The following is a 15,948-nucleotide window of genomic DNA, read 5'->3' as shown; positions in this document are numbered from 1 at the left end:
CCGAAAGGACGGCTCGATGACGAGCCAACTGCCCACCGCCGATTTCCTCGGGTTCGAGGGCCTGCTCGCGAGCCACGAGCGGGAGAAACTGCAGGACGTCCGTGACTTCCTCGCCAAGGAGGTGGCGCCATGCGCCACCGAGTGGTGGAACCGCGCCGAGTTCCCCCACAAGATCCTCCCGAAGCTCGCCGGGCTGGGCCTCAGCACGCCCGTGCAGCAGGGCTACAGCCACCTGTTCAGCGGACTGGTGATCGCCGAGCTGACGCGGGCCGACACCTCCATCGCCACGTTCTTCATGGTGCACCACGACCTCTTCGTCGAGGCGCTCCACACCTTCGGAAGCGAGAACCAGAAGACCAGGCTGCTGCAGGACGCCATGGACCTCAAGATCACCGGGGCCTTCGCACTCACCGAGCCGCTGCACGGGTCCGACGTCGCCGGCGGCATGGAGACGACGGCCACGCGCGACGGCGACACCTGGATCATCAACGGCGCCAAGCGCTGGATCGGCAACGGCACCTTCTGTGACTACATGCTCTTGTGGGCGCGGGACACGGAGACCGGGGGAGTACGCGGCTTCATCCTCGATGCCACGCTGCCGGGTGTCACCCGCACGGCCATCGCCCACAAGATCGCCCTGCGCACGGTGCAGAACGCCGACATCACGCTGACCGATGTGCGGATCGCGGAGACTGATCGCTTCGCCGGGATCGATTCCTTCAACGACACCCGGCAGCTCCTGCTGGGATCGCGCATCCTCGTCGGGTGGCAGGCCGTGGGCCAGCAGCTGGCCGCGTTCGACGTCGCTCGGCAGTACGCCGTCGAGCGCCACCAGTTCGGCAGGCCGATCGCCGGGTTCCAGCTGGTGCAGGACCAGCTCGTCACGATGATGGGCAACACGACGGCGAGCCTGGCCGTCATGGCGCGTGTCGCGCACCTGCGAGAGGAGGGCGCGGCAGACATGCCGCAGGCGGCCTTCGCCAAGTCCTTCACCACGGGGCGCATGCGGGAGACGGTGGCGCTGGGGCGGGGAATCCTCGGCGGCAACGGGATCGTGACGGACTTCCGCATGGCGAAGATCTTCGCCGATGCCGAGGCCGTCTACACCTACGAGGGCGCCTACGAGATCAACAGCTTGATCGTGGGCAGGGCGCTGACGGGGATCTCGGCTTTCGCCTGACGTTCGTGGGCCGGCGACGGGCAGCGGGACGTTCACATGACGGACGAAGTGAGGCGTGCGCCACGTTACTGGGTAGGATCCCAACAGCAATCCGTCGTATCCAGTGCCGTATACGCCTCGTTTTCCGTGCCCTGAAAGCAGGCTGTCGTGACAGTGCCCCTCGATGTATCCCCCGTGCTCGCCGCCGACCCGTTCAGTGGGGCGGCCGGCGACCTCAGTTCCGACCTCCGCGCCGACGTGCGCCGCGTCAGCACGCTGCTGGGCGAGTCGCTGGTCCGTCAGCATGGCCAGGACCTGCTCGATCTGGTGGAGCGCGTGCGCCTGCTCACGAAGCAGTCGAAGGAGTCGGGCACGGTGAAGGACGCCGGCGAGCGGGCCGCGCTCGCCGGGCAGGTACGGGAACTGCTCGCTGCGCTTCCTATCGGTCAGGCCACCGAGCTGGTGCGGGCCTTCGCCGCCTACTTCCACCTCGCCAATGCCGCAGAGCAGGTCCACCGGGTGCGGGGACTCCGGACGCGGTCCGAGGAGCACGGCTGGCTCGCGCAGACGGTCTCGCGCATCGCTTCCGACGCCGGACCCGAGGCGCTGTCCGCCGTCGTGCAGGAGCTAGACGTCCGCCCCGTGTTCACGGCGCATCCCACCGAAGCGTCGCGCCGCTCCGTGCTGGACAAGCTCCGGAGGCTCTCCGACGTCCTCGCCGACTCGACTGCCGAGGGCTCGCAGCAACGACGACGGCAGGACCGCCGGCTGGCAGAAGTGATCGACCTGATCTGGCAGACGGACGAGTTGCGGCAGGTGCGGCCCACGCCGATCGATGAGGCCCGCAATGCCATCTACTACCTCGGCGACATCCTCACCACGACGATGCCCGAGTTGCTCGAGGACCTCTCGGACCTCCTGGCAGAGCATGGTGTCGCACTGCCTGCCGCAGGAGCACCCCTGAAGTTCGGTTCCTGGATCGGCGGTGACCGCGACGGCAACCCGAATGTCACGGCTGCAGTGACCCGCGAGATCCTCCAGATCCAGAACCAGCAGGCCGTTCGGATTGCCATCCACTTCATCGACAAGCTCATCTCTTCGCTTTCCTCCTCCACGGCGATCGTCGGGGCGTCCGAGGAACTGACGGCATCGATCGAACGCGACCTCGCAAACCTCCCGCGGCTGGACAAACGCGTGCTCGAACTCAATGCGCAGGAGCCGTACCGGCTGAAGCTGACCTGCGTGAAGGCGAAGCTGCTCAACACGGCGGCCCGCGTGCAGCACCAGACGGCGCACGAGCCGGGCCGCGACTACAGCGATACCGCGCAGGTGCTGACCGATCTGCAGCTCCTCGGCGACTCACTGCGGGAGCACTCGGCGAGCCTCGCCGCTGACGGTGCCCTCGCCACCGCCTCCCGCGTCATCTCGTCCTTCGGCCTGCACCTTGCGACACTCGATATCCGCGAGCACGCCGACATGCACCATGACGTCGTCGCGCAATTGACCGACAGGCTCGGCGAGTTGGACGTGCCCTACCTCGAGCTGGACCGCGAGGGCCGTCTCCGTGCCCTGTCCCGCGAGCTGGCGTCGCGGCGCCCGTTGGCGACAGTCAATCCACCGCTCGACGACGGCGCCCGGCGCACGTTCGACGTCTTCCGCGAGATCGCGTCGGCGCTCACGACCTACGGTCCCGACGTCATCGAGACCTACATCGTCTCGATGACGCGCGGTGCCGACGACGTCCTCGCACCGGTGGTCCTCGCCCGGGAAGCGGGCCTGGTCGACGTCGTCGGGAACGGCTCCGGAAGACTCGATTCGGGCGCCTTCGCGAAGATCGGCTTCGCACCCCTCCTCGAAACCGTCGACGAACTCCGGGTCTCCGCGGAGATCGTGGACACCCTGCTGTCCGACCCGACCTACCGCGAGGTCGTGCGACTCCGTGGAGATCTGCAGGAGGTCATGCTCGGCTACTCCGACTCCAACAAGGAGTCCGGCGTGCTGACGAGCCTCTGGGAGATCCACAAGAGCCAGCGCCGATTGCGTGACGTGGCGGCGAAACACGGCGTCCGCCTCCGCCTGTTCCACGGCCGCGGTGGTTCCGTGGGCCGCGGTGGCGGCCCGACGTACGACGCGATCCTCGCCCAGCCCAACGGCGTGCTGGAGGGTGAGATCAAGTTCACCGAGCAGGGCGAGGTCATCAGCGACAAGTACTCGCTGCCCGCCCTTGCCCGTGAGAACCTCGAGCTCTCCCTCGCGGCCGTCATGCAGGGCTCGGCGCTGCACCGCACACCCCGCACGTCCGACGACGATCGCGACCGCTGGGCGGAGGTCATGGAGACCGTGTCCGACGCCGCCTTCGCCCGGTACCGCTCGCTGATCGACCACGAAGACCTCCCGGCCTATTTCCTCGCGTCGACGCCGGTCGAGCAACTGGGGTCGCTGAACATCGGCTCGCGGCCGTCCAAGCGCCCCGATTCCGGCAGCGGGCTCGGCGGTCTCCGGGCCATTCCGTGGGTCTTCGGCTGGACGCAGTCGCGGCAGATCGTCCCCGGCTGGTTCGGCGTGGGATCCGGTCTGCGAGCTGCCCGCGAGGCAGGCCACGAGGGGCTGCTGGAGGAGATGCTGGGCCGCTGGCACTTCTTCCGCACCGTCGTCTCGAACGTCCAGATGACCCTTGCGAAGACCGACCTGGAGATTGCTGCGCACTATGTCGAGGCACTGGTCCCGGACGAATTGCAGCACCTGTTCGGTGTGATCCGCGAGGAGTACGAGCTGACGCTCGCTGAGATCCGGCACCTCACGGGTGAGCACGAACTGCTCGACAACCAGCCGGTACTCAAGCGATCCCTCGCCGTGCGCGACCAGTACCTCGATCCCATCTCCTACCTGCAGGTCGAGCTGCTGCGCCGCGTCCGTGCCGAGGCCGACGGCGGGCAGCCCGACGTGCAGCTCCAGCGGGCCATGCTCATCACCATCAACGGCGTCGCCGCGGGAATGCGCAACACCGGCTGATCCCGCCCGGGGCCCTGACACGGGCTGCCTCGGAATATGCGCCGCAGGGTGCCGGTTGCCGCCCAGTGGAAGCTGAACAGCGCCGGCCCCGGCCGGATGACCCGAGGAGCACCATGAAGGCAGTGTTTTACGAGACGTACGGCGATCCCGATGTCCTCCAGTACGGCGAGCAACCGGACCCGAAGGTGGGCCCCGATTCCGTGCTCGTCGACGTGCGCGCAGCATCGGTCAATCCGGTCGACTGGAAGATCACGGCTGGCTACCTCGACGGCGCCCTGCCGACCGTCTTCCCCGTGATCCCGGGCTGGGACGTGGCCGGCGTCGTCGTCCAGCCGGGACCGTCCGTTGTCGAGTTCGAAGCCGGCGATGAGGTCATCGGTTACGTCCGCATGGACACCGTGGGTCTCGGTACGTTCGCCGAACAGGTCGCTGCTCCCGTTCGGACACTCGCGCGGAAGCCGAGCAACATCTCATGGGCCGAGGCCGCCACCATGCCGCTCGCCGGGCTCACCGCGTACCAGTCCCTGCGGGCCGTCGGCGTCAGCGACGGTGACACCGTACTGGTGCACAACGGTGCCGGTGGCGTCGGTACGTACGCCATCCAGATCGCGAGGGCGTGGGGAGCGCGCGTGCTGGCCACGGCGTCGGAGAAGAACCACGACTTCCTGCGCTCCCTGGGTGCCGAGCCGTTGACCTACGGCGAAGGACTCGCGGACCGCATCGCCGAGGCGGCGCCCGAAGGGCTCGACGCCGTCGTCGATTTCGTCGGCGGGGACGACTGGGTGGCTTCCCTGGAACACCTCAGGACGCCCGAGCGCGTCGCATCTGTCACCGATGCCGCGGTGAAGGACAAGGGCGGCCGCTACATCTTCGTCCGCCCGAACCCGGCCGACCTGCTTGCGCTCACCGAGCTCGTCGAGTCCGGCAGCGTGAAGCCCGTCCTCGCGGAGAGTTTCCCGCTCGAGCGGGCAGCTGACGCGTTCCGCAGCAGCATCGAAGGGCATGTCCGCGGGAAGATCGCCGTCACCGTCGGCGAGCAGGGCTGAATTCCGGCATCGGGCCGGGCCGCGCATGGAAGAGCCGGCGGGACGTTGCACCTCCCGCCGGCGCCGGCACTCGACCGCTCCATGCAGTGCCGTGTCGTGCAGGAGGACCTCAGTAGCGGCTGTCCTGGTAGTCGTCGCCGAGCAGGTCGAGTGGCTCGCGCTGGGCGTCCTCATGCGCCCGGAGCCAACGCCGGTACTCATGGTCGACGCGGTGGCGGCGGGAGCCCGCGGTGATGAGCAGCAGGAAGATCGCAAGAACCGCGGCGAAAGCCACACCGAAAGCGAACGGCTGGCCCAGCACGCGCTCGACGGCGATCCACAGCAGTCCCCACGAGGTCGCCGCAGCGACGGCGAGACGTCCGCGGTCGGTCGAGCATATGACGGCGGCGGTCATCAGGATCACGACGATCCCTGCTATCGCCCAGCTGGTGCCCTGCCACTCGAACAGGTTGGTTCCTCTGGCCGTGAAGAACGCGGCAGCATTGGCCCCCGCAGCCAGGAGCACCCACCCGAGGTACAGGCCGATCGGCGTATCGACGAGAGCACCTTCGAGCCTCGTCTCGTTGGGGTAGTCGTTCATGGTCCGAACGGCCGCCAGCAGGGCGAAGAGGAGCAGCATGATGACCACCAGGCTCTGGCTCAGCTGACCCGCCTGCGCGCTCAGGATCCAGGCCAGGTTCAGGAGCATCGAGGCGGCTACGGTCCAGCCGAGGTTGCGCTGGCGCTTCGTCCGCCGTTGAGAGGGCAACCACTGGAAGACCGTATAGGCGACGAGCCCCACGTAGATCACGCTCCAGATGGAGAAGGCGGACGACGCCGGCGCCAGCAGGGTCGCGTCCGGGGAGAACAGGCCGCCCGCGGCGTCCGCGATCGAGGGACCGCCGAAAGCACCGACGCCCGCAGCCGACCCCAGGATGCACGCGATCGCGCACATCGTCACAACCGTCTGCCGCACGACATCCGCGTCCCACGAACCGATGTGCTGCACCGTCGCGCTGCTGCCCCGGCTGAGGGCCTTGCCCGTTGCCCCCGCAGCGAGCCTGGCTTTCTCGGCCGCGAGGCGGAACCGCTCGTTGGAGTCCGTGTCCGGCGATCCGGTCGCCACGACAGGATCGGTCGTGTCCCCATGCCCGGTGGCCGGGCCGGTTGCCCGCACTGATGCCGGGCCGGTTGCCGGCACTGATGCCGAAGTCGACGTCGCTACCGGCCCTGGCGTTGGCGTTGGGCGAGTGTCCGGCGGCGCCGCCCGGGAGGAGTCGTCACCCAGCCCGGTCGCAACCCGGGGCTGCGCGGCCTTCAGCCGTTCGAGGACGCTGGCCGTGTCCGAGGGACGATCGGCCGCAGTGGATTCCAGCGCGATCGTCGGCGGCCTGACCGGCTTGTCAGGAAGCCGGGGTCCCGGGTTCATCGGGGTACTCATGCGCTTTTCTGGCCTTCCGGAGTTTCTTCAGGGCGAGGACTGCCGCCGTGATTGCTCCCACCAGCGTACCGACTGCCATTCCGAGCAGGGCGCTGACGCCGGCGGGCAGGCCGGTCGATGCCCCCGCGATGAAGCCGAGACCCACGAGCCAGGCGGTCCACAGGAGGCCGCCCGCTGCTGCCGCGAGCATGAACGGGCGGAGCGGCAGTTCCGCGATACCGGCCACGGCCACGCTCGCCGTGCGGCCGCCAGGAAGGAAGCGTACGGCGACGACGGCCGCGTAGGTGGGTGAGGTGCCCGCCTTCTCGATGACGTTGCGGAGACCCCGGTGGATCGAGCGTCCCCACCGGAACCTGTCGAGGAAGTGCGTCAGCCTGCGGCGGAACAGCAGGAAGAGGGCGACGTCGCCCACCCAACTCCCGGCGAACGCGGTAACGATGGCGAGAGGGAGGAGGAGCATCCCGTGAGCTGACATGGTGCCGGAACCGATGACGAGGAGTTCGGAGGGCACGATAGGGATCACCACGTCGACGAAGATCACGGCGAACATGAGGAGGAGATAGAGCGGTGCTGGAATGTCCGAGCCGGGCAGGTCCACCCTGCAAACCTACCGTCCTCCAACCCGCGGCGGAGGACGGTTCACATGACGTTGGTGGGGGTCAGGCGAATTCGGCGAGCGAAAGGCCCGATTCGTAGCGCCGTTCCGTCCCGTCGACCGGGTCCGTGAAGGCGATGCTGTGGGCCAGGAGCTGCAGCGGGCGCGTGTAGTCGTCCGGTGCCTGCGGATGCAGGACGGGATAGAACGGGTCATTGATGATTCCCAGCCCGAGTGACGCCATGTGGAGTCTGAGCTGGTGTGTCTTGCCGGTGTGCGGCTGCAGCCGGTACAGCCCGCGCGCGTCCCGCTGCTCGAGCAGGTTGACGGTGGTGTGCGTGTTCTGGGGGCCCTCCACCTCCTGGGCCAGCAGGTAGGTGCGTGATTTCACGATCCGGCTGCGGACGTCGAGCGGACCGGCGTCGAGGTTCAGCTCGGATCGCACCGGCGCCACGGCTCGGTACTCCTTGCTGATCTGCCGATTCTCGAAGAGCAGCTGGTAGGCGCCTCGGGTCGCCGGGTCGACCGAGAACATCAGGATGCCCGCCGTCATCCGGTCGAGGCGGTGCATGGGAATGAGATCTGGAAGATCGAGCTCTACCCGCAGCCTGACCAGCGCCGATTCCGCGACGTACATGCCGCCGGGCGTGGTGGGCAGGAAGTGTGGTTTGTCGACGACGAGCAGGCGTTCGTCCTGATGGAGGACGGAGAGTTCCACCGGAAGGCGCTTCTCCACCGGAAGCTCACGGTAGTACCAGATGAAGGTGTGCTCGCCCAGCGGCGTTGACCGCGTCAGGACATCTCCTCCGAGGGCGACCACCTCCCCTCGGTCGAAGCGGGCGCCGATACCCTCGGGGTCGACGTGGTCGAACCGGTCGAGGATGTAGTCGAGAGCGGTGCTCCACGGCCCTTCGGAGGGCAATCGCAGACGCGTCGCGTTGACCCCGTTCCGCACAGGCAGGGGCGACTGCATGGCCATCAGCGCCTCATCCTCCCGTTTCCGCCCACCTGATCAGGGTAGTACCGCTCCGGCGGTGGCTTCCAATCGCGGCTGGCAGTGCGGGCAGTAGTAGATCTCTCGCAGCTCGGTCTCCTTGTCCCCGAGCTGTTCGAGCGCCACCGGGGTGCCGCAGCGCAAACAGCCTCGCCGAGACCGTCCGTAGACCCAGAGAGTGTTCCCCCGCAGCTGACCGGTGGTGGCCCGGGTGCTGCGTGCCTTGTTCGCCTCGAGGAGCTTCTTGGAGAGTTCGACCATGCGCGGCAGGTTCGGGACGTCGCCCACCGGGGTGAGCGGATGGACACCGGCAAGGAAGCACAACTCGCACCGGTACACGTTGCCGATGCCGGCCAGGTTCCGCTGGTCGAGCAGGGCGAGGCCGATGGGCCGGTCCGGCTGGTCCAGCAGCCGGCGCAGCGCCTCGTCGGGATCCCAATCGGGTCCGAGCAGGTCCGGTCCGAGGTAGCCGACCGCTTCCTCCTCCTCGGCGCGAGATATGACGCGGAGGAAACCGAGTTCGAAGCCGACGACGACGGCGTCGTCCGTCTCGAGGATGCAGCGGGCCTTGAACGCGGGCCTGCGCCATTTCTCCCCATGCGCGTAGACGTGCCAGAGGCCCTCCATCTTGAGGTGCGAGTGGATGTCCCAGCCGTCGTCGCCCCCTCCGCGGATGAGCAGGTGTTTGCCGCGGGCGACAGTCTCCTGCACGGTGTCCCCCGTGAAGTCGACGGTCGCGAAACGTGGCACCCGTATGTCGCAGCGCGTGAGCACCTTCCCCGCCAGGGCGCGGTGCAGTTCACGGGCGGCCCGCCAGACGGTGTCTCCCTCAGGCACGGATCCTCAGCCCCTTCGGCGTCGTATAGAAGCCGGCGTCAGCGAGGGCTCGGCCGATGTCGGTATCAAGGATCTCACCGCCGTTCACCTTCTCGAGCGCCATCTTGTCTGCAGCACCACGACGGATGATCATCACCAGGGCCAGCGCCGCCGCGCGGAGGACATCGGCGTCTTCGGTGAACGCCAGCAGGGTCTTGCCGCCGCGCTCGACATACAGTGCGAGCGCACCGTCGACGAGGACCACGAGCGCGCCTGCTTTCCGTCCGGCACGATGCCCGCCCTCGGCCTGGGGCCAGCTGAGGGCGGCGCCGTAGGGGTTGGCCGGATCCGTGGCGGCAAGGGCGACGGCGTGCAGCGGTGGCGCTTCACCTCCGAGCACGTCCTGAGCCGTGGGCAACTGGTTGTCCGCGCTGAAGGAGCGCAGGCGGTCTACCGTTGCGGGCACCGCGAACTGGGCGGCACCGAGGTGCTCGATGAAGTACCCGCGCCTGCACCTGCCCATCTCCTCGAGCCTCGCCAGCACCTTGTACATGATGCCGAAGCCGCCGGGGATGCCCTCGTTGCCGACGGCTCCGCGCGTGACGACGCCGTAGCGGTCGAGCAGCAACTCGGCGGTGGCGTGCGCGTGGAGCGTCGTCTCGGCCTCCACGCCCGGCAGCATGTTCCAGCGACCGGCGGCCAGGGGAGGGGTGGGCCTCTGGTACCCGCCCATGTCGTCGGACGCAGCGCTCAGGCGCATCGACGTCCCGGTCAGCGACTTGCCCGGAGCCCGGCCGAGCCGCCCGGCCCGCGAGGTACGCGCCCGTGCAGGTACCGGTCGCTGCTTGTGTGCGGTCTTGCCGTTGGCCAGCAGGGAGCGCACCGGGGTGAAGGTGTCATTGCTGATCCTGCCCGCCCACACCAGATCCCAGAGGGCGGTCACGACGGCGGTGTCCGACGTCGATTCCTGGACATCGAGCAGGTTGGTGAGCTGACGCAGGAAGTAGCCTCCGCCGCCGGACAGCAGGTCGAGCAGCGCGGTGTGGAGCGACGACGGCTCGAACGCGGCGTCCGGTCGCAGCGTCAGGGGTGCGTTCTCGGCCAGGTGCAGCGCTATCCAGCCGTCATTGCCGGCGAGCGACCCGGCCCCGGACCAGAGCACCTCGCCGGTGGCCGTCAGCTCGTCGAGCATGGCCGGCGCGTAGTTGGCAACGCGCTGCGCAAGGACGAGTGGTTCCCAGGCCGAGGCAGGAATCGGAACACCCGAGAGCTGGTCGATGACCGTGATCACCCCGTCGAGGCCGCGCAGGCCGGAGCCGATGTGCTGCCACACGGGTAGGAACCGACCGTAAGCGGTCGGGTCGACCGGCTCCACTTCCTGCCGCAGCGCTGCCAGGGAACGACGGCGCAGGCGGCGCAGCACCTCGACGTCGCACCACTCGCTGGAGGCAGGGGCATGGAGCGTGATGGTGCCGGGCGCGGCTCCGGAATCGGCCGAGATGTCGAGGACGGGCACCGATTCCGTAGGACGGAACTCGCCCTCCACCACCCGACCGGCGCCGGCGAGGCGTTGCAGTGAGCCGGCGACGACGGCCACGCCGAGTCCCAGGTGGGACGCCGCCTCGGCTGCGGTGAACGGACCGTGCGTGCGCGCGTAGCGGCCCACGAGGTCGCCGAGCGGATCGGCGACGGGCTCGATGAAGGCCAGCGGGATGCCCATCGGCAACGGGACGCCGATGGCATCGCGCAGGCGTGCGGCATCCTCGACGGCGGAGATCCGCTCGGTACCCGCGATGTTCACCGTCAGCGCCCGGGTAGCCTTCGTCAGGGCTGCGACATGCTGCCGGACGAGGTCCGCGGAGGCGCGAACCCGTTCCGGTGCCGGTGGATCATCGTCGAGGGAATCTGGGGGATGCCCCACCGGTTCCCCCACCTGTGCGTCCGCTGGTGCCTCCAGACGCTGGGCTATCTCGTCGACGGTGAGCGGTCCGAGCAGGCGAAGGAGGTCCGCGACCCCTTCGAGGCCGCGCGCGAGCCGGTCCGGCCTCAGCCGCTGCAACTCCAGCTCGGTCTCGGCGATGACCCGCGCGTCGAGCAGTTCCCGCAGTTCCGCCCGCCCGAGCAGCTCGTTGAGCAGCGTGGGGTCCAGCGAGAGTGCTGCTGCACGGCGCTCGGCCAGCGGGGAATCGCCCTCGTAGAGGAAGGATGCCACGTATCCGAACAGCATGGACCGCGCAAAAGGCGAGGGCTGCTGCGTCGTGACCTCGACGATGCGGAGTTCCCGGCGCTCGAGCGAGGCTGCGAGGTCCTTCAGCGCCGGGAGGTCGTAGACGTCCTGGAGGCACTCGCGCACGGTTTCGAGGACGATTGGGAAGGTCGGGTACTTCTTGGCGACATCGAGCAGTTGCGCGGATCGCTGCCGTTGCTGCCACAGAGGGGTGCGCTTGTTCGGGTTCTGGCGCGGGAGGAGGAGCGCCCGCGCGGCGCATTCGCGGAAGCGGGAGGCGAAGAGCGCCGACCCGCCCACCTCGGCGGTGACGATGCCGTCGAGTTCCTCGGCATCGAACAGGAAGAGGTCCGCGCCGGGCGGTTCGTCGTCCATGAGCGGCACCCGCAGCACGATGCCGTCGTCGGAAGCCATCGCGGAGCCGTCCATGCCGTAGCGCTGTTCCAGCCTCGCCCCGACGGCGAGGGCCCAGGGCGCGTGCACGGGCATGCCGAAGGGACTGTGCAGCACCACGCGCCAGTCGCCGAGTTCGTCGTGGAACCGTTCCACGACCAGCGTGCGGTCATTCGGGACCACCTCGGTGGCCTCACGCTGTTCGGTCAGGTAGGTGATGAGGTTGCCGGAGGCCCAGGCGTCGAGCCCGATCTTCTCGCACCGCTCCTGTGCCTTCTCCGGCGTGGTGCCGGAGATCTCCCGGTTGAAAGCGCCGATGGCACGGCCCAGTTCCACGGGCCTGCCGAGGGAATCGCCCTTCCAGAAGGGCAGCTTGCCGGGCTGGCCGAAGGCGGGGGAGACCAGTACGCGGTCATGGGTGATCTCCTCGATGCGCCAGCTCGTGGCACCGAGGGCGAAGACGTCACCTACCCGTGACTCGTAGACCATCTCCTCGTCGAGTTCTCCGACGCGCCGGCCGCCGGCACGCGGACCCTCACCCTCCGAGCCCACGAGGAACACCCCGAAGAGCCCGCGGTCGGGGATGGTGCCGCCCGAGGTGACCGCGAGGCGCTGCGCCCCGGGCCTTCCCGTGATGGTGCCCTCGACGCGGTCCCAGATGATGCGTGGGCGCAGTTCGGCGAACTCGTCCGACGGGTAGCGGCCCGCAAGGAGATCGAGTGTTGCATCGAAGGCGGAACGGGGGAGGGTGGCGAAGGGTGCGGAGGTGCGGACGACGTCGAACCACTCCTCTACGTCGATGGTGCCGAGCGCTGCGGCCGCGACGGTCTGCTGCGCCAGGATGTCGAGCGGATTGGTCGGGATGTAGAGGGGTTCGATCTGCCCCGCCAGCATCCGCTCCACCGTGACCGTCGTGTTGACGAGGTCCCCCCGGTGCTTGGGGAACAGGACGCCCTGCGAGACCTCGCCCACTTGGTGTCCGGCGCGGCCCACGCGCTGCAGTCCGCTTGCCACCGAGTGTGGCGATTCGACCTGCACCACGAGATCCACGGCTCCCATGTCGATGCCGAGTTCCAGGGAGCTGGTCGCGACGACGCAGCGCAGGCGCCCGGACTTGAGGTCGTCCTCGATGAGGGCGCGTTGGTCCTTGGACACCGATCCGTGGTGGGCGCGGGCGAGCAGGGGCTCGCCTCCACTGCTCTGGCCCGCCTGGGCCATCATCTGCGCGGGAGTCGCGGTGGTGTGCGCGTACGACGGCGTGGGGGAGGCGGGCTCGATGGCTCCGGGATTACCGCCCGCAGCCCATACCGCGTCCCTTTCAAGCCGCTCGGCGTGGATCTCGTTGAGCCGCGCGGTCAGCCGCTCCGCGAGGCGGCGCGAGTTCGCAAACACGATCGTGGATCGGTTCTGGCCGATGAGGTCGACGATCTTCTCCTCGACGTGCGGCCAGATGCTCGCCTGCGGGACGGCGTCGCCGTCGTCATCGGTGTTGGAAGCGGCTCCGCCCAGTTCCGTCATGTCTTCGACCGGCACGGTCACGGTGAGGTCCCACTGCTTCTTCGAAGGTGGTGCCACGATCTCCACGGGTGCGTTGCCGGAGAGGAACCGGGCCACGGTCTCCTTCGGCTCCACGGTCGCGGACAGGCCGATGCGCTGCACCGGCTTCTCCAGCAGCGCGTCGAGGCGGGCCAGCGAGACGGCGAGGTGGGCGCCGCGCTTGGTGCCGGCGACGGCGTGGACCTCGTCGATGATGACGGTATCCACCTCCATGAGGGTTTCGCGCGCCTTCGATGTGAGCATGAGGAACAGCGACTCGGGGGTGGTGATGAGGATATCCGGCGGCCGCGTGAGCATGGCGCGCCGCTCCGCCTGCGGAGTGTCACCGGAACGGACGCCCACGGTAATGCTGGGCGCGGGCAGGCCGAGACGCTTGGCGGTCTGGGTGATGCCGATGAGGGGTGCGCGCAGGTTCCGCTCGACGTCGACGCCGAGGGCTTTCAGCGGCGAGATGTAGAGGACCCGCGTCATGCGCTTCGGCTTCTTCGCCGCAGGATTCCTGGACCCCTTGACGGCCTCGATCCCAGTGGCCTCGGAATCACCGCTGCCCTCGCCGGAGGCGATGAGGCGGTCGATGGCCCAGAGGAACGCGGCGAGTGTCTTGCCTGACCCGGTAGGTGCGACGACGAGTGCATTCGATCCCGCGGAGATGGCCGACCAGGCGCCCGACTGGGCAGGGGTCGGCTCGGAGAATGCCCCGGCGAACCACTCATGGGTTGCGGGGGTAAACCTCGTCAGCACCTGCGTCGTCACTCCCTCATCATGCCCCAGCGCACCGACAGTTCGAGGTGGTGGCCGCCGCACCGTGCGCCGGCCGCCGAAGCGGGGGTGCCAGGCAGTAGGTTGCGTACAAGGGCCGCGCCGAGCGGTCGGCGGAGGAGTGGTCCATGGCAGCCGGAGCAGGGACTGCGGAGCGCCCGGCATCGCGGGGTCGGGTGTCGAACAACTGGCTGCCCGTCGTCGGGATCGGGGCACTCTTCATCGGCGGGGCACTGGCGGCGGTGGTCTTCGACGGCGACACGGGCCGCATTGCCGTCTACTTCGTGGTCAGCACCCTCGTCCTCATCCTCCTGACGGCGCCGTGGCTCATCCGTCATCCGCCTGCATTCAGCGCCACCACGGGCGCCTACCTGGTGCTCGCCGTCGTCGTCGAACTGGGAGCCCTGCTCGGCGGGGCCGTCGAGGCGTTCCGTGGCCTCGGCGCCTGGGTGGTCCTGGGACTGGGGCTCGCTGTGTACGGGTTCCTCGAGCGGGGACGCGTTCTGGTCACCGCCGGGGTCGTCGCAGCGCTCCTCGGCGTCGCCTCGATCACGGTCGACCTGCCCTGGGTGACCCTGGCCCTTGCGCTGGCTACCGCCGCCCTCATCATCTTCGCGGCATGGCGGCTACGCCTGTCGGGGCTGCACGAGGGCGTCCCCGGTAGCGGTTCCTAGGACGCCGGCTGCAGCGTCCCGACCCGCATGAGCACGATCGCGGTGTCCGAGCAGGCGGAGATCGCCTGCGGCAGCACGAGCGAATCGGTTGCGCCGGGCGGGTAGACGCGGAGACCGGCGGACTGGGTGAGCCCGCAGTCGCCCCCGTAGTTGCCCGCGTTGGTCTGCTGCAGGGTCGTGCTGACGGACGCTCCCGGAGCGAGGGCCACGCGCGCCGGTGCTGAACCATCACGCTCCGCGGGGGCGCCGATCTGGGCGCCGGCCGCGTCGGTGAAGGACACGCCCGGATATCCCTCGACCGAGCACTCCTGGTCCGAGGCATTCGTCAGGACGAGGCTCCGGTAGACGCTGCCGGCAGCACCTCCACCCAGTTGGTCCTGGACCGACCCGGTCAGCTGCGCCGCCGTGCAGCTCCCACCCGCTGCAGGCGTCGTCTCCGAGGGAGTCGGACCTGCCGACGGGGTCGGCGACGGTATGGGCGGAGCCGACGACGGTGATGGTGACGGCGAAGGTGACGGCGTCGTACTAGCGGTAGGACCGGGTGAGGCCGACGGCGGTGCCGCCGCCGTCGGGACTGCGGAGGCAGACGCCGACGGAGCCTCGCTCCCCGTGGTGGCTGACGGCGCTGCCGCCCCGCCGTCGTCGGGCCCGGATGCCATGCAGCCGCTCAACGCCGCCAGTGCTCCGACAGCCGTAACGGCCGTGATCCAGCGCTTGCTCCCCAGCAAAGTAGTCATGCCCACACCCTACGTCCGCCACACCGACAGTCCCCTCCATGTCGGGTAGATGCGGCAGGGCGTGCCGCGATTGTTACCTGAGGGCTGACGGCGCCGGACTATTCATGATGGTAGGCACGTCCACCCGCGATCTCCTGTGCGCGATACACCTGCTCGACGAGGATCAACCGCACGAGCTGGTGCGGAAACACGAGCGGTGAGAGCGACCAGATGAAGTCGGCGCGCTGATGCACCTGCTGGTCCACCCCGTAGGCGCCACCGATGATCACCGTCACGCTGCGCGAAGCCTCGAGCGGACCGAGCAGGGTCCGGGACAGGGTGGGCGAATCGATGGCCTTGCCACGCTCATCGAGCAGCACCACGAAGTCGGTGCCGAGCCTGGCCAGCAGCCGCTCGGACTCCTCCTTCCGGGCGGCACCGTTCTCACGGGCGGAATGGGCAATCAGCTGCCAGGAGAGGTCGAACGGCTTCTTCAGCCGCTTCGCATAGCGGTCTATGCCCTCCGCCACCCAGCTCTCGTGCTTGCGGCCCACTGCGAGCACCCGTATTGCCATGTCCT

At 68.8% G+C, this 15,948-nt stretch carries 12 protein-coding genes; 5 read left to right on the top strand and 7 right to left on the bottom strand.

Annotated features, from left to right (window positions below; translation table 11 throughout):
* Positions 1-16 precede the first annotated feature (16 nt).
* From D6T63_RS08260 to D6T63_RS08250, 3 genes are all read left to right on the top strand, one after another.
* On the top strand, positions 17-1,180 hold the full coding sequence (locus D6T63_RS08260) for an acyl-CoA dehydrogenase family protein (protein ID WP_120148546.1): 1,164 nt from the start codon (positions 17-19) through the stop codon (positions 1,178-1,180).
* Between the two features lie 153 nt (positions 1,181-1,333).
* Positions 1,334-4,171, top strand: coding sequence for a phosphoenolpyruvate carboxylase (gene ppc / locus D6T63_RS08255; protein WP_235830662.1), 2,838 nt, complete (start codon positions 1,334-1,336; stop codon positions 4,169-4,171).
* 113 nt (positions 4,172-4,284) lie between these two features.
* Positions 4,285-5,217, top strand: a complete 933-nt coding sequence (locus D6T63_RS08250) for an NADP-dependent oxidoreductase (RefSeq protein WP_120148544.1) — start codon at positions 4,285-4,287, stop codon at positions 5,215-5,217.
* Positions 5,218-5,326: 109 nt separating this feature from the next.
* Here D6T63_RS08250 and D6T63_RS19200 read toward each other — a convergent pair whose 3' ends face one another.
* From D6T63_RS19200 to D6T63_RS08225, 5 genes are all read right to left on the bottom strand, one after another.
* Positions 5,327-6,637 carry a tryptophan-rich sensory protein gene (locus tag D6T63_RS19200; protein WP_182976932.1) on the bottom strand — a complete coding sequence of 437 codons (1,311 nt, stop codon included), beginning with the start codon at positions 6,635-6,637 and terminating at the stop codon, positions 5,327-5,329.
* Positions 6,600-7,235, bottom strand: coding sequence for a DedA family protein (locus D6T63_RS08240; protein WP_120148543.1), 636 nt, complete (start codon positions 7,233-7,235; stop codon positions 6,600-6,602). The genes D6T63_RS19200 and D6T63_RS08240 overlap by 38 nt, the downstream gene beginning before the upstream one ends.
* Positions 7,236-7,296: 61 nt before the next feature.
* Complete coding sequence (locus tag D6T63_RS08235; RefSeq protein ID WP_120148918.1) at positions 7,297-8,205, bottom strand: pseudouridine synthase; 909 nt, start codon at positions 8,203-8,205, stop codon at positions 7,297-7,299.
* Between the two features lie 39 nt (positions 8,206-8,244).
* Positions 8,245-9,063, bottom strand: a complete 819-nt coding sequence (locus D6T63_RS08230) for a DNA-formamidopyrimidine glycosylase family protein (RefSeq protein ID WP_120148542.1) — start codon at positions 9,061-9,063, stop codon at positions 8,245-8,247.
* Positions 9,056-13,972, bottom strand: coding sequence for a DNA glycosylase AlkZ-like family protein (locus D6T63_RS08225; RefSeq protein ID WP_120148541.1), 4,917 nt, complete (start codon positions 13,970-13,972; stop codon positions 9,056-9,058). The genes D6T63_RS08230 and D6T63_RS08225 overlap by 8 nt, the downstream gene beginning before the upstream one ends.
* Before the next feature lie 134 nt (positions 13,973-14,106).
* Between D6T63_RS08225 and D6T63_RS08220 the strand changes: the two genes are divergently transcribed.
* Positions 14,107-14,652, top strand: a complete 546-nt coding sequence (locus tag D6T63_RS08220) for a hypothetical protein (protein ID WP_120148540.1) — start codon at positions 14,107-14,109, stop codon at positions 14,650-14,652.
* On the opposite strand, the gene D6T63_RS19765 is transcribed toward D6T63_RS08220, so the two are convergent.
* On the bottom strand, positions 14,649-15,023 hold the full coding sequence (locus D6T63_RS19765; protein ID WP_235830661.1) for a DUF4232 domain-containing protein: 375 nt from the start codon (positions 15,021-15,023) through the stop codon (positions 14,649-14,651). The two genes, D6T63_RS08220 and D6T63_RS19765, sit on opposite strands and share 4 nt — an antisense overlap.
* A gap of 34 nt (positions 15,024-15,057) precedes the next feature.
* On the opposite strand from D6T63_RS19765, the gene D6T63_RS19760 reads away from it, so the two are divergent.
* Positions 15,058-15,438 carry a hypothetical protein gene (locus tag D6T63_RS19760; RefSeq protein WP_235830674.1) on the top strand — a complete coding sequence of 127 codons (381 nt, stop codon included), beginning with the start codon at positions 15,058-15,060 and terminating at the stop codon, positions 15,436-15,438.
* 49 nt (positions 15,439-15,487) lie between these two features.
* Here D6T63_RS19760 and D6T63_RS08210 read toward each other — a convergent pair whose 3' ends face one another.
* Positions 15,488-15,943 carry a 23S rRNA (pseudouridine(1915)-N(3))-methyltransferase RlmH gene (locus tag D6T63_RS08210; protein ID WP_182976931.1) on the bottom strand — a complete coding sequence of 152 codons (456 nt, stop codon included), beginning with the start codon at positions 15,941-15,943 and terminating at the stop codon, positions 15,488-15,490.
* Between the last annotated feature and the right edge of the window lie 5 nt (positions 15,944-15,948).

The organism is Arthrobacter cheniae (assembly GCF_003602275.1).
Taxonomy (GTDB): domain Bacteria; phylum Actinomycetota; class Actinomycetes; order Actinomycetales; family Micrococcaceae; genus Arthrobacter_D; species Arthrobacter_D cheniae.
This window is presented reverse-complemented; position numbering and strand designations above follow the sequence as displayed.

Coding starts and splice junctions, on each gene's coding strand:
- D6T63_RS08260 (WP_120148546.1), top strand. CDS start 17: ATGACGAGCCAACTGCCCACCGCCGATTTCCTCGGGTTCGAGGGCCTG.
- D6T63_RS08250 (WP_120148544.1), top strand. CDS start 4,285: ATGAAGGCAGTGTTTTACGAGACGTACGGCGATCCCGATGTCCTCCAG.
- D6T63_RS19200 (WP_182976932.1), bottom strand. CDS start 6,637: ATGAGTACCCCGATGAACCCGGGACCCCGGCTTCCTGACAAGCCGGTC.
- D6T63_RS08235 (WP_120148918.1), bottom strand. CDS start 8,205: ATGCAGTCGCCCCTGCCTGTGCGGAACGGGGTCAACGCGACGCGTCTG.
- D6T63_RS08220 (WP_120148540.1), top strand. CDS start 14,107: ATGGCAGCCGGAGCAGGGACTGCGGAGCGCCCGGCATCGCGGGGTCGG.
- D6T63_RS08210 (WP_182976931.1), bottom strand. CDS start 15,943: ATGGCAATACGGGTGCTCGCAGTGGGCCGCAAGCACGAGAGCTGGGTG.